Source organism: Mesorhizobium sp. M7A.F.Ca.MR.245.00.0.0, from assembly GCF_003997415.1.
GTDB lineage: Bacteria > Pseudomonadota > Alphaproteobacteria > Rhizobiales > Rhizobiaceae > Mesorhizobium.
Genome location: NZ_RZTE01000027.1, coordinates 32,888 through 53,536 on the forward strand (window position 1 = coordinate 32,888; position 20,649 = coordinate 53,536).

18 protein-coding genes and 2 pseudogenes are annotated in these 20,649 nt (G+C 62.2%); 13 read left to right on the forward strand and 7 right to left on the reverse strand.

What is annotated here, in order from left to right:
* The first annotated feature begins 46 nt into the window (after positions 1-46).
* Positions 47-685, forward strand: a complete 639-nt coding sequence (locus EOB80_RS23605; RefSeq protein WP_127330069.1) for a DNA-3-methyladenine glycosylase I — start codon at positions 47-49, stop codon at positions 683-685.
* 2 nt (positions 686-687) lie between these two features.
* On the opposite strand, the gene EOB80_RS23610 is transcribed toward EOB80_RS23605, so the two are convergent.
* Positions 688-939 carry a hypothetical protein gene (locus tag EOB80_RS23610; protein ID WP_127318600.1) on the reverse strand — a complete coding sequence of 84 codons (252 nt, stop codon included), beginning with the start codon at positions 937-939 and terminating at the stop codon, positions 688-690.
* Positions 940-1,400: 461 nt separating this feature from the next.
* On the opposite strand from EOB80_RS23610, the gene hisS reads away from it, so the two are divergent.
* The 5 genes from hisS (at position 1,401) to EOB80_RS23640 (ending at position 8,054) form a co-directional block, all read left to right on the forward strand.
* Positions 1,401-2,903 (forward strand): histidine--tRNA ligase, encoded by a 1,503-nt coding sequence (hisS, locus tag EOB80_RS23620; protein ID WP_127330071.1) that lies wholly within the window; start codon positions 1,401-1,403, stop codon positions 2,901-2,903.
* Between the two features lie 60 nt (positions 2,904-2,963).
* Positions 2,964-4,085: an ATP phosphoribosyltransferase regulatory subunit gene (locus EOB80_RS23625; RefSeq protein ID WP_127330073.1), complete on the forward strand. Its 1,122-nt coding sequence runs from the start codon at positions 2,964-2,966 to the stop codon at positions 4,083-4,085.
* A complete protein-coding gene (hisG, locus tag EOB80_RS23630) occupies positions 4,082-4,795 on the forward strand; it encodes an ATP phosphoribosyltransferase (RefSeq protein WP_127330075.1) in 714 nt (237 codons plus the stop codon). The genes EOB80_RS23625 and hisG overlap by 4 nt, the downstream gene beginning before the upstream one ends.
* A 313-nt stretch (positions 4,796-5,108) precedes the next feature.
* Positions 5,109-6,881, forward strand: coding sequence for an AMP-binding protein (locus tag EOB80_RS23635; RefSeq protein WP_127330077.1), 1,773 nt, complete (start codon positions 5,109-5,111; stop codon positions 6,879-6,881).
* A gap of 69 nt (positions 6,882-6,950) precedes the next feature.
* On the forward strand, positions 6,951-8,054 hold the full coding sequence (locus tag EOB80_RS23640; protein ID WP_127330079.1) for a calcium:proton antiporter: 1,104 nt from the start codon (positions 6,951-6,953) through the stop codon (positions 8,052-8,054).
* A 415-nt stretch (positions 8,055-8,469) separates the two neighbouring features.
* On the opposite strand, the pseudogene EOB80_RS23645 reads toward EOB80_RS23640, so the two are convergent.
* From EOB80_RS23645 to EOB80_RS23660, 4 genes and pseudogenes are all read right to left on the reverse strand, one after another.
* Positions 8,470-8,685 (reverse strand): annotated as a pseudogene (locus tag EOB80_RS23645) (DUF899 family protein); the annotation flags it as partial.
* Between the two features lie 355 nt (positions 8,686-9,040).
* Positions 9,041-9,625 carry an N-acetyltransferase gene (locus EOB80_RS23650; protein WP_206516836.1) on the reverse strand — a complete coding sequence of 195 codons (585 nt, stop codon included), beginning with the start codon at positions 9,623-9,625 and terminating at the stop codon, positions 9,041-9,043.
* Entirely contained in the window at positions 9,585-10,007 is a 423-nt protein-coding gene (locus EOB80_RS34845) for a hypothetical protein (RefSeq protein ID WP_206516837.1), read from the reverse strand. Before EOB80_RS34845 ends, EOB80_RS23650 begins: the two co-directional genes overlap by 41 nt.
* A gap of 84 nt (positions 10,008-10,091) precedes the next feature.
* Positions 10,092-10,775 (reverse strand): glutathione S-transferase N-terminal domain-containing protein, encoded by a 684-nt coding sequence (locus EOB80_RS23660; RefSeq protein WP_127269670.1) that lies wholly within the window; start codon positions 10,773-10,775, stop codon positions 10,092-10,094.
* Between the two features lie 348 nt (positions 10,776-11,123).
* Here EOB80_RS23660 and EOB80_RS23665 point away from each other — a divergent pair, with 348 nt between their 5' ends.
* Positions 11,124-12,017, forward strand: coding sequence for an SMP-30/gluconolactonase/LRE family protein (locus EOB80_RS23665; RefSeq protein ID WP_164762693.1), 894 nt, complete (start codon positions 11,124-11,126; stop codon positions 12,015-12,017).
* Positions 12,018-12,062: 45 nt separating this feature from the next.
* Here EOB80_RS23665 and EOB80_RS23670 read toward each other — a convergent pair whose 3' ends face one another.
* Positions 12,063-12,953 (reverse strand): LysR family transcriptional regulator, encoded by an 891-nt coding sequence (locus EOB80_RS23670; RefSeq protein WP_245466429.1) that lies wholly within the window; start codon positions 12,951-12,953, stop codon positions 12,063-12,065.
* Positions 12,954-13,191: 238 nt separating this feature from the next.
* Positions 13,192-13,869, reverse strand: coding sequence for an MIP family channel protein (locus EOB80_RS23675; protein WP_013530368.1), 678 nt, complete (start codon positions 13,867-13,869; stop codon positions 13,192-13,194).
* 182 nt (positions 13,870-14,051) lie between these two features.
* Between EOB80_RS23675 and EOB80_RS23680 the strand changes: the two genes are divergently transcribed.
* From EOB80_RS23680 to EOB80_RS23710, 6 genes and pseudogenes are all read left to right on the forward strand, one after another.
* Positions 14,052-15,341 carry an RsmB/NOP family class I SAM-dependent RNA methyltransferase gene (locus EOB80_RS23680; RefSeq protein WP_127330087.1) on the forward strand — a complete coding sequence of 430 codons (1,290 nt, stop codon included), beginning with the start codon at positions 14,052-14,054 and terminating at the stop codon, positions 15,339-15,341.
* 126 nt (positions 15,342-15,467) lie between these two features.
* Positions 15,468-15,926, forward strand: a complete 459-nt coding sequence (locus tag EOB80_RS23690) for a PaaI family thioesterase (RefSeq protein WP_013530371.1) — start codon at positions 15,468-15,470, stop codon at positions 15,924-15,926.
* A 141-nt stretch (positions 15,927-16,067) separates the two neighbouring features.
* Complete coding sequence (locus tag EOB80_RS23695) at positions 16,068-16,736, forward strand: 5'-methylthioadenosine/S-adenosylhomocysteine nucleosidase (protein ID WP_127330089.1); 669 nt, start codon at positions 16,068-16,070, stop codon at positions 16,734-16,736.
* A 55-nt stretch (positions 16,737-16,791) separates the two neighbouring features.
* A complete protein-coding gene (gene guaA / locus EOB80_RS23700) occupies positions 16,792-18,354 on the forward strand; it encodes a glutamine-hydrolyzing GMP synthase (RefSeq protein WP_127330091.1) in 1,563 nt (520 codons plus the stop codon).
* Positions 18,355-18,646: 292 nt separating this feature from the next.
* A pseudogene (locus tag EOB80_RS23705) lies at positions 18,647-19,221 on the forward strand (Arm DNA-binding domain-containing protein); the annotation flags it as partial.
* A 184-nt stretch (positions 19,222-19,405) separates the two neighbouring features.
* Complete coding sequence (locus EOB80_RS23710; RefSeq protein ID WP_127330093.1) at positions 19,406-20,584, forward strand: ABC transporter substrate-binding protein; 1,179 nt, start codon at positions 19,406-19,408, stop codon at positions 20,582-20,584.
* Positions 20,585-20,649 lie beyond the last annotated feature (65 nt).

The window sequence follows — 20,649 nt, forward strand, 5'->3', positions numbered from 1 at the left end:
GCAGTAAATGCCGCGCAAAAGCGCGTTAACGAACGGATTTTGGCTTATGGACAAGGAAAATACCGGCCTGCTCGCCGGTCCCGACGGTGTCGCGCGCTGCTTCTGGCACGGCAATCTGCCCGACTATCTGCACTACCACGATCATGAATGGGGCCGGCCTGTAGCCGACGACCGCAGGCTGTTCGAAAAGATCTGCCTCGAAGGCTTTCAGTCGGGCCTGTCGTGGCTGACCATCCTGCGCAAGCGGGAGAATTTTCGCGAAGCCTTCGCCAATTTCGAGATCGACAAGGTCGCCGCCTTCACCGACAAGGATGTCGAACGCCTGCTCGGCAATGCCGGCATCATCCGCCATCGCGGCAAGATCGTCTCGACCATCAACAACGCCAAGCGCGCCCGCGAGATGGCCGATGAATTCGGCTCGCTGGCCGCCTGGTTCTGGAAGTTCGAACCCGGTAAGGACGAGCGGCCGCAAATCGTCGACCTCGCCCATCTGCGCGCCAACCCGACAACGGCCGTCTCGGTGCGGATTTCGAAGGAGCTGAAGAAACGCGGCTGGAGCTTTGTCGGCCCGACCACGGTCTACGCCTTCATGCAGGCCATGGGCCTGGTCAACGATCACCTCGAAGGCTGCGTCTGCCGCAAAGAGGTCGAGAAGCAGCGGAAGGCTTTCAGGCGGCAGAAATAGGCTCAGGTGCCGTTGGCGCTGGCCAGCACCAGGCCGGCGACGATCGCCACCACCGTGGCCACGGTCGGATAGATCACCAGCAGGCCGGTCATCAACGCGTCGCGCATGGATGGTCCCTTGCCGTTGTCGACGGGCACTTCGAACGGGCCGGCAGCCTGGCTGATCATTTTCGGGGCGTCGATGTCGGCCGGGCGCAGGCGTGCGGGCAATTCGGCATCGCTGTCGATGGCGTGGAATCTTGCTGTGCTGGTCATGGCCGCGAACCCCTCATTTCCCGCGTTTATCTCTTGCGATTGTGTCGGCACGATGCCGCACCCATGGCGGGATTGTTTCATTTGCGGTGCGGTTTTGTTTCAGAGCTTGGCTCGGGTGGTAGGCCCAAATCTTGGTCGTTCTGCGCCGCCCCTCATCGCCCTGCCGGGCACTTCTCCCCGTATAGCGACGGGGAGAAGGACGCCCTCGTCGATGGTCTCGCCAGTCGTCCAGGTTGCAAGAAGAATGCCCGAGTCCGCGTTCAGCTCTCTTCTCCCCATCACTATACGGGGAGAAGGTGCCGGCAGGCGGATGAGGGGCGGCGCTGTACTTGCAAAGCTATCGAACTGTTCCTAGCCACCTCGTAGAGAGGGTGCAAACCCTTGCTGGTCCTCGCCGCTTCGGTTAGGACACGCCCACTCGCAATATGTCATCGATTACTTAGCAAAAAAGACCCCAGCTCATGGCCGACAAATCGGAAAAGACGAAAGCGCGACTGCCGCGCGGTTTTGCCGACCGCAGCGCCGAGGACATCCGCGCCGTCGAGAAGATGATGGCGACGATCCGCTCGGTCTATGAGCTTTATGGCTTCGAACCGGCCGACCAGCCGCTGATCGAATACACCGACGCGCTCGGAAAATTCCTGCCCGACCAGGACCGGCCGAACGAAGGCGTGTTCTCCTTCCAGGACGATGACGACCAGTGGCTGTCGCTGCGCTACGACCTGACCGCGCCGACGGCCCGTTTCGTCGCCGAGAATTACGAGCGCCTGCCCAAGCCTTACCGCAGCTATCGCTCCGGCTGGGTGTTCCGCAACGAGAAGCCAGGCCCCGGCCGCTTCCGCCAGTTCATGCAGTTCGACGCCGACACGATCGGTACGCCGGGCGTGGCCGCCGACGCCGAGATGGCGATGATGATGGCCGACGTCATGGAAGCGCTCGGCATCAAGCGCGGCGACTACGTCATCCGCGTCAACAACCGCAAGGTGCTGGATGGCGTGCTGGAGGCGATCGGCCTCGGCGGTGAGGAGAATGGCGGCCGCCGGCTGACGGTCCTGCGCGCGATCGACAAGCTGGACAAGCTCGGCCCGGAAGGCGTGAAGCTTTTGCTTGGCCCGGGCCGCTGGGACGGCGGCAAGGAGGGCGAAGGCGACTTCGCCAAGGGCGCCGGGTTGAACAACGGGCAGGCCGAGGCGGTTCTTCTCGCGACCGCGAGGACCATACAGGCCGGCCAGGATTCCATGGTCAGTTCGAACGCCATCTACCAGGAAGGCGTCGGCGAACTCGCCACGATTGAAGCGCTGGTCAGGGCGGCGGGATATGGCGAGGACCGTATTGCCATGGACCGCTCGGTCGTGCGCGGCCTCGAATACTACACCGGCCCCGTCCTCGAAGCAGAGCTTCTGGCCGAAATCCCCAACGAAGACGGCCAGATCGTGCGCTTCGGTTCGGTCGGTGGCGGCGGGCGCTATGATGGCCTGGTGTCGCGCTTTCGTGGAGAGCCTGTGCCGGCGACCGGTTTTTCCATCGGCGTCTCCAGGTTGATGACGGCGCTGAAGAACCTCGGCAAGCTCGACGCCTCGGACGTGATCGCGCCTGTCGTCGTGCTGGTGATGGACAAGGACACCGACAGCCTCGGCCGCTACCAGAAGATGGTGGCGGAGCTGCGCGCCTCCGGCATCCGTTCCGAAATGTATCTCGGCGGCGCCGGCATGAAGGCGCAGCTCAAATATGCCGACCGGCGCGGCTGCCCGGTCGCCATCATCCAGGGCGGCGACGAGCGCGCCAAGGGGGAGCTGCAGATCAAGGACCTGATCGAAGGCGCGCGCATGTCTGCCGAAATCGCCGATAACGCCGAATGGCGCGCCGCCCGCCCGGCACAGGTGACGGTGGCGGAGGGGGAGCTGGTCGTCGAGGTGAGGAAGATATTGGCGGCGCAGGCTGAGGAGAGGGCGCGTGGCAAGTAGAGGCCGCGTTGGCGCCTCTGGTTTGGGACCAGAGGGTCGTGCAGCACTGAGGTCAGCAAGTTGACTTCCCGCACCCCCGCCATCTCCACCGACATCACCAACCTCTTCGCCACGCGCAACACGCACGCCGTCGAGGTCGCCATATTGCAGCCGGCGGACCCCTTCCTCGACATGGCCGGCGAGGATTTGCGCCGCCGCATCTTCCTCACCGAAAGCGAGACCGGCCAGACATTGTGCCTGCGGCCGGAATTCACCATCCCCGTCTGCCTTGATCACATAAGTTCGCAGGCCGGCACGCCGCGCCGTTATTCCTATCTGGGCGAGGTGTTTCGCCAACGCCGCGAAGGCGGCAACGAGTTCTTCCAGGCCGGCATCGAGGATCTTGGCGACCGCGATACCGCCGGAGCCGATGCCCGCTCGGTGGCCGATGCGCATGCGCTGCTGTCGCTGGTGCTGCCTGGCCAGGCATTGGCGATCACGCTCGGCGACCAGACCATTTTCGAGGCGGTTCTGGCCGCCCTTGGCCTGCCGCGCGGCTGGCGCATGCGCCTTGCCCGCGCCTTCGGCTCGGCGCCGATGCTTGAGGCGGCACTCGCCGATCTCGCCAACCCGCCGCGCAACAGCCAGCTCTCCGGCCCGGTCGCCGCCCTCGTCCTCGACGGTGATCTGGACGGTCTTTCCGCCCATATCGCCAGCGGCATGGAAGAGGCGGGCCTGTCGGCGTCCGCCGGGCGCTCGCCCACAGACATTGCCCGGCGGCTGATCGAGAAAGCCGAATTGCGCAGCGTTCAGCTGTCGAGCGAGGCCTTTTCCGCGCTGAAGGATTTTCTGGCGATCGACGTTCCGCTTGATGGCGCGGCCCAGGCACTGGAGACCTTCGCCACCGGCGCCGGGCTGTCGCTCGATGTCGCGCTGGAAAAGTTCGCTGCCCGCGCCAAGGCGATCGAGGCGCACGGCTTGCCGGCCGATAAAATCCGCTACGACGCCGCCTTCGGCCGCCCGCTCGATTACTACACCGGCCTGGTTTTCGAAATCGCGGCCGACAATGGCGACCGGCCGCTGGTCGGCGGCGGCCGCTATGACCGGCTGCTGACCTTGCTTGGCGCGAAGACGCCTATCCCCGGCGTCGGCTTTTCTGTCTGGCTCGATCGCATCGAGGCATTGCGGGAGACGGCGCCATGATCACGCTGGCAATCCCGTCGAAAGGCCGACTGAAAGAACAGGCGCTGGAAGTACTGGCCAAAGCCGGCCTCGCCGTCAGCCTGCCCGGCGACGAGCGCAAATACCACGCCCGCGTCGAGGGCCTGGACGATGTCGAAGTGGTGTTCCTGTCGGCTTCCGAAATATCAGGCGAGATCGGCCAGGGCGCCGTCGATCTCGGCATCACCGGCGAGGATTTGGTGCGTGAAAACCTCGCCGATTGGGAGACTCGTGCCGAAATCGTCGCCCGTCTCGGCTTCGGCCATGCCGATGTCGTGGTTGCCGTGCCCGACATCTGGCTCGATGTCGACACCATGGCCGATCTCGACGACGTCGCCGCCGATTTTCGCCAGCGCCATGGCCGGCGACTGCGCATCGCCACCAAATACTGGCGGCTGACGCAGCAATTCTTCTCGCAGAAGCACGGCATCCAGGTCTATCGCATCGTCGAAAGCCTCGGCGCTACCGAAGGCGCGCCGGCGGCCGGTCTGGCCGATGTCATCGTCGACATCACAACCACCGGCTCGACGCTGCGCGCCAATCATCTCAAGGTGCTGGGCGATGGCCTCGTCCTGCGCTCGCAGGCCTGTCTGGTGGCGTCGAAGAAGACAAGAGCGGCGGCGGATGATGCGGTCCTGCGCGACATCGCGGCGAAGATGGCGGCTGCGGTCGGACAGGAATTATTTCCTTGATTCGTGAGGGCAGCTATGCTACATTTTGCCCATGGTGCTGATTTGCGCCAGTGACCCGCCGCCCAGGCGGGTTTTTGCGTTTTGGCGCTTCGTCAGCCAACGCGAAGCTCCGAAGCATCGTTGACCGGATCGTTGCCCTTTCACGACCATCGGCGGGATTTCCTCCACTCCGGCAGGCTGATAGGCTCGGCTAATGCATGTCGCCCAAAGTGATCTCGGTTTTGGGAGAACGACATGCATAAAAGCAAGGACCTAGAACGCGTCGCATGATTCTGTTTCAGCGCGACGCACTTAGTCCCGGGAGGAGAGAGCGATGCCGGTCAATCTCGACGAGCTGAAGAACGCCAGCAATTTGCGCGGACCCGGAGCGCGCGCTGGCGGTGTCTTCGTCGCACCCGTCGACAACAGGGCGCATGTCTCTGGAGAACGCAGCGTGCCGCTGCTCGACAAGACCATCCCCGCGCTGTTTTCCGACACCGTCAGCAAATACGGCACGCTCGACGCCGCTGTCTTCGTCGATCAGGACAAGCGCTTCACCTGGAGCGAACTGTCGGACACGGTGGACGCGCTGGCTGCCGGCTTCCTGGCACTGGGGTTGGCAAAGGGCGATCGCGTCGGCATCTGGTCGCCCAACCGCTGGGAATGGCTGGTGACGCAGTTCGCCACCGCCCGCATCGGCCTGATCCTGGTCAACATCAACCCCGCCTATCGGTTGACCGAGCTCGACTATGCGCTGAACAAGGTCGGCTGCAAGGCGCTGGTCACCGCTGCCAAGTTCAAGACGTCAGACTATCTCGGCATGATCGAGACGCTGGCGCCCGAGATCGCCAAGGCCACACCGGGCAAGCTCAAGGCGCAGAAACTGCCGGCGCTGAAGATCGTCATCCGCATGGGCGACGAGAATTCGCCCGGCATGTTCAATTTCGGCGACGTGCTGGCCATGGCCGGGCGTGACGAGCATGACAGCCTCGACCGCATCTCGGAGAAGCTGAAGCCGGGCGAGGCCATCAACATCCAGTTCACCTCAGGCACCACGGGAGCCCCCAAGGGCGCGACGCTGACCCACAACAACATCGTCAACAACGGCAATTTCGTCACTTCGGCGATCAAGCTGACCGTCGACGACCGGCTGTGCATACCGGTGCCGCTCTACCACTGCTTCGGCATGTCGATGGGCACGATGGGTTGCGTCTCGAAAGGCGCCACGATGGTTTTCCCCGGCGAGGGGTTCGACGCCGGCGCGACGTTGAAGGCGGTGGCTCAGGAACGCTGCACCGGGCTCTATGGCGTGCCGACCATGTTCGTCGCCCTGCTCGATCATCCGGATTTTTCCACCTTCGATCTCTCCAGCCTGCGCACCGGCATCATGGCCGGCTCGCCATGCCCGATCGAGGTGATGAAGAAGGTGGTGTCGCTGATGCACATGGAACAGGTGACCATCGCCTACGGCATGACCGAGACCAGCCCGGTGTCGTTCCAGAGCGGCGTCGACGACCCCTTGGAAAAGCGCGTCTCGACCGTCGGGCGCATCCACCCCCATGTCGAGGTCAAGGCGGTCGATGCCGATGGGGCTACCGTTGCGGTCGGCGTACCGGGTGAGCTTTGCACGCGCGGCTATTCGGTGATGAAGGGTTACTGGGACGACGACGACAAGACCCGCGAGGCGATCGACAGCGACGGCTGGATGCACACCGGCGACCTCGCCACCATAGACGCCGAGGGCTATTGCAACATCGTCGGCCGGGTCAAGGATATGGTCATCCGCGGCGGCGAGAACGTCTATCCCCGAGAGGTCGAGGAATTCCTCTACCACCATCCAAAGGTCAAGGAGGTGCAGGTGTTCGGCATTCCCGACGCCAAATATGGCGAGGAGCTGTGCGCCTGGATCGTGCTCAAGCCCGGCCAGATCGCCACCGAGCAGGAGGTCAGGAACTTCTGCGCCGGCCAGATCGCCCATTACAAGATCCCCCGCCACATACGCTTCCGCACCGAATTGCCGATGACGGTGACCGGCAAGCCGCAGAAGTTCTTGATGCGCGAGGCGATGGTGGAGGAACTGGGGCTGGTGGCGCAGAAGACGGCGTGAACGGGTGAACGCTTCGATCTGTCGGTGCGCGAATGCAGCCACGGTTCGCAGCAGCGGTCAGGGGCTTGCATGAGCGGTTTCGGACGTTCGGTGACTTCATATGCGATGCCGCTGGCCGCCTTGGTGATGGCTGTCGCCGTCAGAGCCAGCGGGCTGTCGGCGGACGAAGGTTCGCTGAGCGCCAGGATACTCGTCGGAGCGCTTTCGAGTGCGATTATGTTCACCACCATTTTCGTGGTGCTCGACCACGCCGAGGCGGTGGCTCGGCGTGTAGGAGAGCCCTACGGCACATTGGTGCTGACTTTTGCCGTGACGGCAATCGAGGTGTCGATCATCGTTTCCATGATGCTGCATGGAGAGAACAACCCTACGCTTGCACGTGAGTCCGTCTTTTCAACGGTGATGATTGCATCTACCGGCGTCGTCGGCACCTGTCTTGCGCTTGGCGGCTGGCGTCATCGCAAGCAGGCAATTGTTCGACAGGGGACCAGCGCATATCTCGCGGTTCTGATCGCGCTGACCATCATGACGCTTATTCTGCCAACCTACACCCAGACCACGGATCCCGGCACGTTTTCGGCAGCCCAACTTGGTTTCGTCAGCGTCCTCTCAGTGCTGCTTTATGCAAGTTTTGTGTTCGCGCAGACTGTCCGCCACCGAGAAGACTTTGTCGAAGGGCAGGCCCACGGCGTTTCGCTGCGGACTGCCCGTCACGAAAGCGTCTTTGCCGGCGCATTGCTGCTTTTGATCGGGCTGATTGGCATTGTCATGCTCGCCGAGCAGGTCGCCGCAAGTGTCGAGGATACGCTCGTTGCCTATCAGATGACACAGGCTGACAGCATTGTGGGGGCAATGATCGCGGGGCTGGTGTTGATGCCGGAGGCCATTTCGGCGGTGCGCGCTTCACTCAACAATGAGCTGCAACGCGGTTTGAACGTCGCGATGGGTTCCGCTTGCGCCACAATCGGTTTGACAATACCGGCGGTCGCAGCCGCCAGCCTGCTGACGGGAAGAGGGTTAACCCTGGGGCTTCCAGCGACTGATACAGTGCTTTTGATTTTAGCGCTGTTCATATGCAACGTGAGTTTTAGTACTGAAAGAACAACATTCTTGACGGGCGCGGTCCACATCGTGGTATTTCTTACATATATATTTCTTATATTTGTACCATGAAAACTTTGACCCAGGCTGGCAATTAGATACAGTGGTGCGACTGATTGTCAACGGACTGCTTGGGTTCTTCAGTCTGGAAGCCGACAGCGAACTGCAGCCTGTTGCCTGAGATGGCGTTTCCGCTTCCGCACCGAATTGACGGTGACCGGCAAGCCACAGAAGTTCCTGATGCGCGAGGCGATGGTGGAGCAACTGGGGCTGGTGGCGCAGAAGACGGCTTGAGGGCTGGCTTCGCGGTGCGGCTGGGTTGCTTTGAGCCAACTGTCGACGACGGCGACGAGGTAATGACGTCTCAATCGGGCCGAGAGCGGACTGGCGGCTTTGGGCGGCTTCCGCACAAAGCTGCCGGCCGTGAGCCGTGACGCAGAAAGGCTCATTTGTCATCCGAGCGTCATTCCACGGCTTCCCGGAGTGGCTACTCGTATCGATCGTGGCGACGTACCCAGTCCATTCCCTCCTTCTCGTTGCGGCCTTTCGGCATGAGGTCGAGCATGGCGTAGGTGCCCATCATCACCTCAACGCCGCGCCCGTAGGTGGAGTAGGTGCGAAAGACCTCGCCCGCGTGCTTGAAGAAGGCGCTGACGCCGGGCCATTCCTCGCCGGTCTCCCGCCATGGGCGTTCCCCGTTGCTGCAAACATCGTCATTTCCGGTCCTCGGTCGAATTCGGCGTTTCCAACGGTTGCGATCCGGAAACGCTATTTCGGACGGAGGCCAGATGGGATTTACAAGTGTGACGTGATTTCAATGGGGGCCGTCTGCAGAATGGCGGTTCACCGCGCGGCAAGCGAGATAGCTGTCATAAGCTGATCTATAGGCGGGCAGCGGCCCTATCATCCCGCGAAGTTGGCACAGTTGCCAAGAGGTGCCCGCGATCCGCTTTCCCACCGGCGAGAAGGGCTAGGTGCGCGGCTTCGACGGTGTGCTCGACAGCTCCGTGGACGCCCTGAACGTCCCACAGGGTCAAACTATCTGATCAAACTGACGCTCAACGAGGTCGCCGCAGCATCGGGATGAGCGTCGGCGACGAACCGACCTGGATCGCGCCGAGCGATTCGAAGCCGTGCCGCTGGTAGAATGATATGTTACGCGGGTTCGAGGATTCCAAATAGGCCGGCGCGTGATCGCGGTCGCACTGCGCGAGTGCGTACGCCATCAAGGCATCGCCGTGACCTTCGCCTTGATGCGCCGGGTCGACGCCGATCAGGGGCAAGTACCAATGCGGTTCGGTCGGGTGGTACGTGGCCATCTGCTCGAATATGGCCGCGGTTTCAGGGGCGAGAGAGGATTCAACCGTGCTCTCGATCACGGCGCCAAGCTCTTCCTCGTCGGAATGCACGCCGGGCGGCAGCCACAGCGCCGTCCCGGCGTAGCCGTCGGTGCAAAAGGCGCTTCCGTTAGAGAATGCCCTGCGCCCGAACGCGCGGGCCATTCGCGGCATGGCTGCAAGGTACGGCTGTGCATGCGGCCAGGTCCACCGCGCCATAGGGTCCGCTGCAAACGCCAGCACGATTATCTCGACCGCTGAATCTTCATCGGCTGCGTCCATAACTCTCACTGTCGGCGATTTCACGCTGCCCTCCTGACGTAGGTGGTTCGACGAGGCGCCCGCGCCCGTTCTCAGCAACGCATCGTAACCCGGATGGAGTGGGAGCGATACCGGTTGCTGTCGGCTCAGCGGTTCTGGAAAAGCTGAAGCTGCCCGGATCGTGCTCAAGCCCGGCCAGATCGCCCACTACAAGATCCAGCGCCACATCCGCTTCCGCACCGAATTGCCGATGACGGTCAGCAAGCCGCAGAAGCTTTTGATGCGAGGCGATGGTCGAGGAACTGGGGCTGGTGACGCAGAAGAAGGCTTGAGGGCTGGCCTCGCGCTGCAGCTGAGCCGACGTCGAGCCGTGAACTCGATTGGCGTCTAATAGCGCTGGGTCGTCCAGGCTGACATTGCACTGCATTGGTTGGGCATCCGAGCATCGCACTGAACCCGGCCGCCAGCGGTGCTCGAATCCACCGGCAGCAGAAACTGCCGGTGGCGCGGGTCATACGGCATCTGCCTCGTTTTGCGGGAACATGGCGCGACGTGATTCCGCATCGAGATCAGCCTTGAAGGTATGCCTTGCCTTCATGTCCAGGGCTCGCTGGACCGCAGGGCGCTTGGTCGCCTCGTCCATGAAGCGCACGACATTGGGATAGTCGCCAAGACCTTTCTCGCCGAATGCATATCCGGCGGAGGCGGCCCAGCCCCAAAGGGCCATGTCGGCGATCGTGTACTCGTCGCCGGCCAGATAGCGGGCCTTTCCAAGCCGACGGTCCAGAACCGCGTAGTGGCGTTCGAGCTCCTTCACGTAACGATTTTTCGCATAGGCGATATCTTCCGGCGCGTAATGCAGAAAGTGGATTGCCTGGCCGGAAAACGGCGATAGGCCCGTTGCCACGAACTGAAGCCATGACAGCATCAAAGCCTTGGCCTTCAGTTCGCCCGGAATGAACTTTCCGTGCTTCTCGGCGAGGTAGAGGAGGATGGCGTGGGAGTCGAATATCGTCACCTCCCCGTCAACCATCGCCGGCACCTTGCCATTTGGATTGATCTCCCTGAATTCCGGCGTGTGCTGCTCGCCTTTGAAGATATCGACCGGCGAGACGTCGAAGGGCAATTCCAGCTCTTGCAGCAGCACCGCCACCTTCATCGAATTCGGCGTGGCGTGAAAATACAGATTGAGCATCTTTTTCTGTTCCATCGTTGAACATCCACCCAGTCCGCCTGATCGGCGTCTGCTGATGTTGAGCGCCTGAAACATGCTGGCCTGCCCGCCAACACGCCAATCGATCTTGCGGATTGGTGGCATCGAGCCCGTTCATGGCAGGTCGGGCGATCGGACGGGTTTGGATTTTAACAAGTCCCAAACCCATGAACGCGATCGATTCGTCTCATCGTGAAACGCGATTTCTCGAGGCGCGCTCAGAGTTCTAGGGCGGTGACATCAACCGACCGAAAGGAACCAATCATGATCTCTCGTTCTCTAATGTCTGGCGTCGCAGCCATGATTCTCTTCAACATTGTATCGCCATCGATGGCCGGCAGCACGGCTCAGGGGATTTCGTTCGCCTCCGACCAGAGTTATCCGGAGAGCATGACATGGTCGGCCAGGCAGGACACCTTTATGGTCGGCTCGGTGCGTCATGGCCTGGTGGCCAAGGTCGACAAAACCGGGAAGTACACGGTGTTCGTGCACGATGCGAGGCTGGTTTCCACGGCGGGTCTGCTCGTCGACGACAAGCGCAACACGCTTTGGGTGACGAACTCCGATCCGGGCGTCGGCGATCGCACCGGTGCGGCGAGCAAGGGCAAGCTTGCGGCGGTGGCCACCTACGATGCCACGACCGGCCAGCCTCGGGCCTATTACGATCTCGGCAGCCTCAGCGAAGGCACGCATTTTGCCAATGACATCGCGCTCGATGCCGACGGAAACGCTTATGTGACCGACAGTTTTGCCCCGATCGTCTACCGGATCGACACAGCGGGCAAGGCGACGATCTTTGCGCAGGATCCACGCTTCACGAATGGCGACGGCTTCAAGCTGAACGGCATCGCCTGGCAGAAGGACGGCTATCTGCTCGTGGGCAAATACAACACGGGTGAGCTGTTTCGCGTCAGTATCGCCGACCCCCGCAAGATCGATCCGGTTAAACTGCCCGAGACCCTCACGGGTGCCGACGGCATTCAGTTGATCGATGACCAGCACCTCATCGTGGTGCAGAACCTGGGCGCAGACCGCACCGTCGAACTGGTATCCGCCGACGGGTGGGCATCGGCGACGATCGTCCGGCAGGAGCGCAGCATCATGTCGATGCCGACGGCCGCGGCGATCTTGGGCGACGATGTCTACGTACTGAATTCGCGGCTCGACACGCTGTTCGATCCGGCTGCCGACAAGGTTGGCGACTACCTGCTTCAGAAGCTCTGATTGCACGGCATGTGGTAGCCGGAACGATTGCGTGGTGTTCGGCCACTACCCCTCGTGACCGCTGCGAGCGCTCTGTATCACCAGTTTACGCAGCCATATGTGGGCGGGGTCGCTGCGCATTCGTGGGTGCCAGAACAGGTTCATGGCGAACGGCGAGAGCTCCAAGGGGGCTTCGAACAGATCGAGGACTTGAGCGAAGCGCCTCAGGAATCGCCGGGGCAGGGTGCAGATCAGATCGCTGTTTTCCAGAACGAGCGGGGCCAGTGCGTAGCTCTGGATGGAGACCGTCACATTGCGCGAGCGGCTGATCTCGGCAAGCGCGTCGTCGATCATCCCTGCAAAATGCCCGCCGCTCGTCGAAATGAGCAGATGGTCGAGGGCACAGAATTCGTCCAGGGTGATTGACCCCTTGCCACGCGGATGGCCGTGCCGCTGGGCGGTAACGAATTCCTCTTCGAACAGCTTCTGCCCGATCAGACCACTCGAACCGTCTTCTGCGGCTCCGATGAAGAGATCGATGTCGCCCTGCTCCAGATGCTCGACGATCCTCGGCTTGTTGGGCACCGTAAAGGCGACCTTTGCGTTGGGAGCTTGGGATTTGAACCGCGGAATGAGGTCCGGCGCCAGGATCGCTGCCGGATTGTCCGTTGCGGCAATGCGATAGACACGTTTGCTTGTCGCGGGGTCGAACAGATGAGCAGTATTCACGAAATCGCTCAACCGTTCGAGCAGCCGGGTGAGTTCGGGCTCAAGTGCCAGAGCGTGAGGCGTCGGGATCATTCCCCGTCCGGACGCCGCCGTTGTGAAGAGGGGGTCGTTCAGCAAGTGACGCAGCCGCGTCAGGCGGGCCGACAAAGCCGATTGGGTAATGTTCAATCTCGCCGCCGCATGGGTGACGTTCTGGTGCTTCAACAGCGCGTCGAGTGTCAGCAGCAAGCCAATGTCGAAATCCGATAGCCGTTTTGTCAATGGGACCTCGAACCAGCAGGCGCTATTCAATCGGTAGCTCTAGACTAGCACGGTTCCGGGTTTGAAGGGCATGCGGTTCCAGTCAACAGTCAGCCGGCGTGGCCGGATTTGACCACCCATACTGAGGTCTGTTCGGCCTCTTGCACCAACCATCTAAGGCGCGGGCCATGGCCCGCGCCTTTTCATATTCAGCCTTCCAAAGAGCTCAGTCCTTCTCGAAGATGCGCGCCTTGGCGACGACACCGGCAATGGCGCCGCCGATCAGCGGTGCAACGATGAACAGCCAGAGCTGGCCGATCGCGGCAGTTCCCGAAAACAGTGCCGGACCGATCGAGCGGGCCGGGTTGAGCGAGGTGCCGGTCACCGGGATGATGGCGAAGTGCAATCCTGCCAGCGTCAGGCCGATGACCAGTCCGGCGAACGCCGTCGAGTGCTTTTCAGCCGTGACGCCAAGGATCACGGTGACGAAGGTGAAGGTGCCGATCACTTCCCACAGGAATGCCGAACTGACACCCCATTTCGTCACATCCCAGCCATTGGCGCCGAAGCCGGTGGTGTGTCCGCCAACCTGGCCGGAAACGATGATCCACAACGCCAGCGAAGCGAGGACGCCGCCGATGACCTGCGCGATCCAGTAGGGGATCACGTCCTTGGCCGGCAGCCGGCCGGCAAGGAAGACGCCGAGCGTCACCGCCGGATTGAGATGCGCGCCCGAAATGGGGCCGATCGCATAGGCCGCCGCGATGAGGCCGATGCCGAACGCCAGACCGATGCCTTCCTGGCCGAGCGGCAGCGCGCCGCCGAAGCCGCCCGTCACCACAGAAGCCGTACCGATGAACACCAATAGAAATGTGCCTAGAACTTCCGCCAGATAAGTCTTCATTGCCCTCTCCTCGTGTCGATCCGCCGGTCCACCTTTTGCGCGCCACGAATCACAACCAGAAGAGTATTCGCAACCAGAAAACTTGGAAAGCAGAGCGGTTGTGCAGGCCGACCTGCTTGTGCGCGCCGGTTGCGCGCTCTAGAGCAGGGCCGGAATAATTTTCTGCGTGACGGAACAAGACCATGCGACTGGGCGGACGACTGGCTGCGGCCATCGAAGTGCTGGAAGACATCGGCCGGCGCCACCGGCCGGTGGCGGACGCGCTGAAGGATTGGGGCCTGTCGCATCGCTTCGCCGGCGGCGGCGACCGTGCGGCGATCGGCAACATCGTCTATGACGCCTTGCGCCACAAGCGTTCCGCCGGCTGGCTGCTGGGGCAGGACACGCCGCGCGCCATCGGCTTCGGCGCGCTGCTGCTCGAATGGCGCCAGACGGCACAATCGCTCAACGAGGCGCTCGATGGCGACAAGTTCGCACCGCCGCTGCTGACCGCCGCCGAGCTTCAGGCCATCGCCGAACGCCGGCTTGACGATGCGCCGGCCGCGGTGCGGGCGGATGTTCCGGACTGGTGCGCGCCGCTTTTCGAGCGAGCCTTTGGCTCGACCTGGGCCGACGAGGGCGCCGCGCTGGCAACGCGCCCGCCGCTCGACCTCAGGGTCAACACCCTGCAGGCCAACCGCGACAAGGTGCTGGCCGAACTGACGGGAACCGGCGCGAAACCCTCGGCAATCGCGCCACACGGCATCCGCATCCCGCCGATCGACGGCGACGGCCGGCACCCGAACGTGCAGGCCGAGCCGGCTTTCCAGAAGGGCTGGTTCGAGGTCCAGGACGAAGGCTCGCAGATCGCGGCCGCCCTTGCCGGGGCCGAAGCCGGCATGCAGGTGCTGGATTTTTGCGCCGGCGCCGGCGGCAAGACGCTGGCACTGTCGGCTTCGATGGAAAATCGCGGCCAGATCTTTGCCCATGATGCCGAAAAAGCACGGCTGGCGCCCATCTTCGACCGCATCCGCCGCTCTGAAAACCGCAATGTCCAGATCGTCACCAAGCCGGCCGAACTCGCGCCGCTCGGCAACCACATGGACATCGTGCTGGTCGACGCGCCTTGCACCGGCAGCGGCACCTGGCGGCGCCGTCCCGATGCCAAATGGCGGCTGACGCAAAGGCAGCTCGATGCACGCAAGGGCGAGCAGTCGGCGATCCTCGATGCGGCCAAAGCCTATGTCAAACCAGGCGGCCTGCTGGTCTACATCACCTGCTCGGTGTTTGATGAGGAAAACGGTGAGCAGATCGCGGCCTTTCGGGACCGTAACAGCGGCTTTGTTCCCGTCGACCACCGCCAGCTCTGGGACAGCCGTTTTCCCGGCCATGAGGCAGCCGCACGCATCGGCGCCAGAGGCGACATCTCGCTGTCGCCGGCGCTCAGCGGCACCGATGGGTTTTATCTCTGTGCGTTACGCAGATCGGCCTGAATCCAATTCCTGACGGATGCGTCGCGCCGGCCGGCAGGCCAGGTCGATTGTGCAGTGCAGCAAAAGCATTTGCCTGCCGTCGATGCCTCTGCAATAAGCTTATCCGCGTAAAGGAAGGCAGCGGCAATGGCAGCAAAGATCGTACCCGCCCCGGACTATGAGGATCGCGTCAGGACCTCCTTCGCGCGTCAGAAGGCGATGGCCACGATCGGCGCCGAACTGACGCTGGTGACGCCCGGCATCATCGAGATCGAGATGCCCTATTCGGCGGCATTGACCCAGCAGCACGGCTTCCTCCATGCCGGTGTCATTTCGACGGCGCTGGACTCGGCCTGCGGCTATGCCGCCTTTTCGCTGATGCCGGAAAATTCCGGCGTGCTGACCATCGAGTTCAAGGTCAACCTCCTGGCGCCGGGCAGGGGCGAGCGCTTCCTGTTCCGCGGCTCGGTGACCAAGCCAGGCCGCACCATCATCGTCGCCGACGGCCAGGCCTACGCCTTTGCCGCCGACGGCGAGGCCAAGCTGATCGCCACCATGACCGGCACCATGATGACGGTGGTTGGCCGCGATGGGATTGAAGGGTGAGTGGCCGGTTCGCCGCAGGCGAATTCATCGTGCCGTTGGCACGATGAAAGGCCACGAACGCCGGGAGCTGCCGGAGGCAGCGGGTCCCGGCGAGCGGCGGTGCAGATAAGCAGATGATCGGGCGGAGAGGAATAAATCATCATGACCGGTAAAGTGTCGCGCCTGTCGGGCAAGGACGTCCTCTTCGTTATGGCGGCGCAGGCCGAATACGGCCCGCACCTCAAGCAGCTGTTCACGCCGCTGATGACCGGTGTCGGTCCGGTCGAGGCCGGCGTCAGGCTGGGTGCTGAACTCTCCTGGCTGAAATCGCAAAAAGCACTGCCGGATCTCGTTGTTTCGCTCGGTTCAGCCGGCAGTCGGACGCTGCAGCAGACGGAAATCTACCAGGCGGTTTCGGTCAGCTACCGTGACATCGACGCTTCGCCGCTCGGCTTCGAGAAGGGCGCCACCCCCTTCCTCGACCTGCCGGTAACCGTGCCATTGCCCTTCAAGATACCGGGCATCAAGCAGGCGACCCTGTCGACCGGCGGCGCGATCATCACTGGCGCGGCGTATGATGCTGTTGCCGCCGACATGGTCGACATGGAGACCTTCGCCTGCCTGCGCGCCTGCCAGCTGTTCGACATTCCGCTGATCGGTCTGCGCGGCATTTCCGACGGGGCGGCGGATCTCAGGCATGTCGGCGACTGGACCGAATATCTTGAAGTCATCGACGAGAAGCTGGCGGACGCCGTCATGCGGCTCGAACGGGCGATCGGCGACGGCGCCCTCCGGGCGGAACCACCCCATGAAGATGCCGGACCAGCCTGAAAGTCGGGCTACGCAACCCATTGCGTCGACTCGTTTCTTTCTCTAAACGCTCGCCATGAAAACAGCCAATCATCCCGACACCGTCCTGATTGTCGATTTCGGCAGCCAGTTCACCCAGCTCATCGCCCGCCGCATCCGCGAGGCCGGCGTGTTTTCCGAGATCGTGCCGTTCCAGTCGGCCGAAGCGGCATTCAAGCGTATCAATCCGAAGGCCGTCATTCTGTCCGGCGGTCCGGCTTCGACCGGCGATATCGGCAGCCCGCGCGCGCCGCAGATCGTCTTCGATTCCGGCGTGCCGGTGCTTGGCATCTGTTACGGCCAGATGGCCATGTGCGTGCAGATGGGCGGCGTCGCCGAAAGCTCCGACCATCGCGAGTTCGGCCGCGCCTTCGTCGAGATCCAAAAGGACAGCCCGCTGTTCGAGGGCCTGTGGGCGCCCGGCCAGCGCCACCAGGTGTGGATGAGCCATGGCGACCGCGTCATCTCCTTGCCCAAGGGCTTCGAAGTGTTCGGCAAGTCCGAGGGCTCGCCCTTCGCCATCTTCGGCGACATCGAGCGCAAGATGTACGGCATCATGTTCCATCCCGAGGTGGTGCATACGCCCGACGGCGCCCGGCTGCTCAGGAATTTCGTCCACAACATCGCCGGCATCGAGGGCGACTGGACCATGCGCGCCTACCGCGAGCACGCGGTCGAGACGATCCGCAAGCAGGTCGGCAAGGGCAAGGTCATCTGCGCGCTGTCGGGCGGCGTCGATTCTTCTGTCGCGGCGCTGTTGATCCACGAGGCGGTCGGCGACCAGCTGACCTGCATCCTTGTCGACCACGGCCTGATGCGCAAGGACGAGGCCGCCGGCGTGGTGGCGATGTTCCGCGAGCACTACAATTTGCCGCTCATTCTGGTGAACGCTTCGGACCGTTTCATCGACGCCCTCGAGGGCGAGTCGGACCCGGAAAAAAAACGCAAGACCATCGGCCGGCTGTTCATCGAGGTGTTCGAGGAAGAGGCCAAGAAACTCGGCGGCGCCGAATTCCTGGCGCAGGGCACGCTCTATCCCGACGTCATTGAAAGCGTCTCCTTCACCGGCGGCCCGTCGGTGACGATCAAGTCGCACCACAATGTCGGCGGCCTGCCCGCGCGCATGAACATGCAGCTGGTCGAGCCGCTGCGCGAACTGTTCAAGGACGAGGTGAGGGCGCTCGGCAAGGAGCTCGGCCTGCCCGAAAGCTTTATCGGCCGCCATCCATTCCCCGGCCCAGGCCTCGCCATCCGCTGCCCAGGCGGGATCACCCGCGAAAAGCTGGAGATCCTGCGCGAGGCCGATGCCATCTATCTCGACGAGATCCGCAAGGCCGGCCTCTACGACGCCATCTGGCAGGCCTTTGCCGTGCTGCTGCCGGTGCAGACGGTCGGCGTGATGGGCGACGGCCGCACCTACGAGTTCGTCTGCGCGCTGCGTGCCGTCACCTCGGTCGACGGCATGACGGCGGATTTCTACCACTACGACATGGCCTTCCTCGGCGCCGCCGCCACCCGCATCATCAACGAAGTCCGCGGCATCAACCGTGTCGTCTACGACGTGACGTCGAAGCCGCCGGGAACAATCGAGTGGGAATGATTCAGGCCCACTCAGACGCCGCCGAAAATACGCCAATCTGCGACGTAACGTACTGAAAACAAACATGAATCCTTTCAGAGACAATCAGCGACAATCGGTGCGCTAGGATTGGCTTTGACGGACCGCTTGACGGACCTTCCGCATATTGCCCACCCGATTTTTTCTGAGTACCGTCAGAGTCAATGAGGCTCGTGACGGTACTTTTTGTGCCTTAAGGCATTGAACAAAAAGGGAATTTTCTCTCACGAAGCCTCTAAATTGTCCTGACGGTACTTTTCAGGAGGCAACGGGAATGTTGACGGACATCGCTCTTAAAGCGCTGAACCAAAAGATAAAATCTACAAGATTGCTGATCGGGACGGCATGTATGTCCGCGTCATGCCCAGTGGCGCGATCTCGTTTCGGCTGGATTACAGGCTGAATGGACGCCGCGAGACGGTCTATCTGGGCAGATATGGGCGGGATGGAATCTCGCTCGCGTTGGCACGAGAAAAGTGCCTCGACGCAAAGCGCGCTATTGGCGATGGCCGATCGCCGGCGATCGAGAAGCAGCGCGACAAGCGTCGCCTGAAAGAGGCGAAGAGCTTTGGCGAGTTCGGGGAGAAGTGGCTCACTGCCGCACCGATGGCCGACAGCACGCGCGCCGTGCGGCGCGCCATCTTCGAGCGGGAGCTTCTTCCGTCCTGGCGAAATCGCCTGCTGACGGAGATTACGCCGGATGACCTGCGGGCTCATTGCGGCGCTATCGTTGAGCGTGGCGCCCCGGCGACCGCCATCCATGTTCGAGACATCCTGAAGCAAATCTACGGCTTCGCGATTTTGCACGGGGAGAAGGTGGCCAATCCGGCGGATGAAGTTGGACCAGCGTGTACCGTGCCCGGCCACTGCGTGACGCCAGGCCCGCGACGCGGGGCAGGTCCATAGCGAAAGCGTATAGAGCGCATTTAAAAAATGTATTACCGCCAACGTGCTGATTGCCCGATAGTCCTCCCCGGGTTCCGGTGAACTCAGCGTGCCCACGGCTCAACGCCTGGCACTAAGGGAGGAAAAATTGACGACATTCGCAACCATGTTGCGGTCGCTTGCTGTTGCCGCAACGATCGCTAACGTCACCCCTGCTTTTGCCGGTGGCGTCGATGAGCTGCCTAAGAACATCCAGGATGAGCTCTATAACAAAGACATGATGGATCCGATGCAACCGCTCGCGGAAAGCGCTTACCGCGACTGGAAGCCGAAGAAGGGTCCACCGTGGACGATTGGCTACGCTAGCTCCTACGCTGGTAACACATGGCGCGCCGACGTTATGAAGCGCCTCCAGGAAGAGATTATTCCAAAATGGAAGAAGCTCGGACTGGTCAAGGACGTGATCATCACTCAGTCAAATCTGAACGACTCCACGCAGATCCAGCAGATGCGGCAGTTGGTAGACCAAGGGGTCGACGCGATCATCGTCTGCTGCTCGAACCCGACGTCACTGAACCAGACGGTCGAATACGCCCATCAGCGTGACATTCCGGTATTTTCTGCTGTTGGCTATCTCACCTCGCCTTATGCGGTGAACACGTCCGCGAACTTCGTCGTGGGCGGCAGCATGCTGGGCGAATGGATGGCCAAGCAAATCAACGGCAAGGGCAATGTCTTGGTTGTCGAAGGCATTCCTGGCGCGTCGGCATCGGACTCGCAGAACGTCGGGGTTCTCAAGGCCTTAGCGAAATACCCCGACATCAAGGTCGTGGGTCAGGTTGCCGGCATGTGGACCGACCAGGTTGCCCAGGCCGAAATTCAGAAGTGGCTGGCCACCAATCCGGGCGATTTGAATGGCATCATCATTCAGTCGGCGTCTGAACTCGGCGCCCTACGTGCGCTTCAGCAAAGCGGCCGCGAGATGGTCCCGTTCTCCATCGGCGGTGAGATCGGCGCGCTTTGCTACTGGCGCAATAACAAGGATTTCGTCTCACAGGCGATCCACGCCTGGCCTCCGGGCGACGACTTCGAGTTCGGCTGGAACGTCATGATGCGCACCCTCGAGGGCCAGGGCCCGAAGGTCCAGTCGATCCTGACCAAGCCGCAGACCATGTCCTACGATCAGCTTGAGAAGGCCGTCCCGGCCGATTGCAGCGAAGATTCGGACGGCTGGTACAACGTCGGTGTCGAGAACTGGGCAGGCAAGGACTACCTGGACCAATTCTTCCTGCGTCCGGCCGATCCAGAGGCGTTCAAAGCGAACTGACCAAAATCAGGTCTGGCCATCCCGTCAGCGCTGACGGGATGGCATTTCTTTCATTCCGTGTAAGT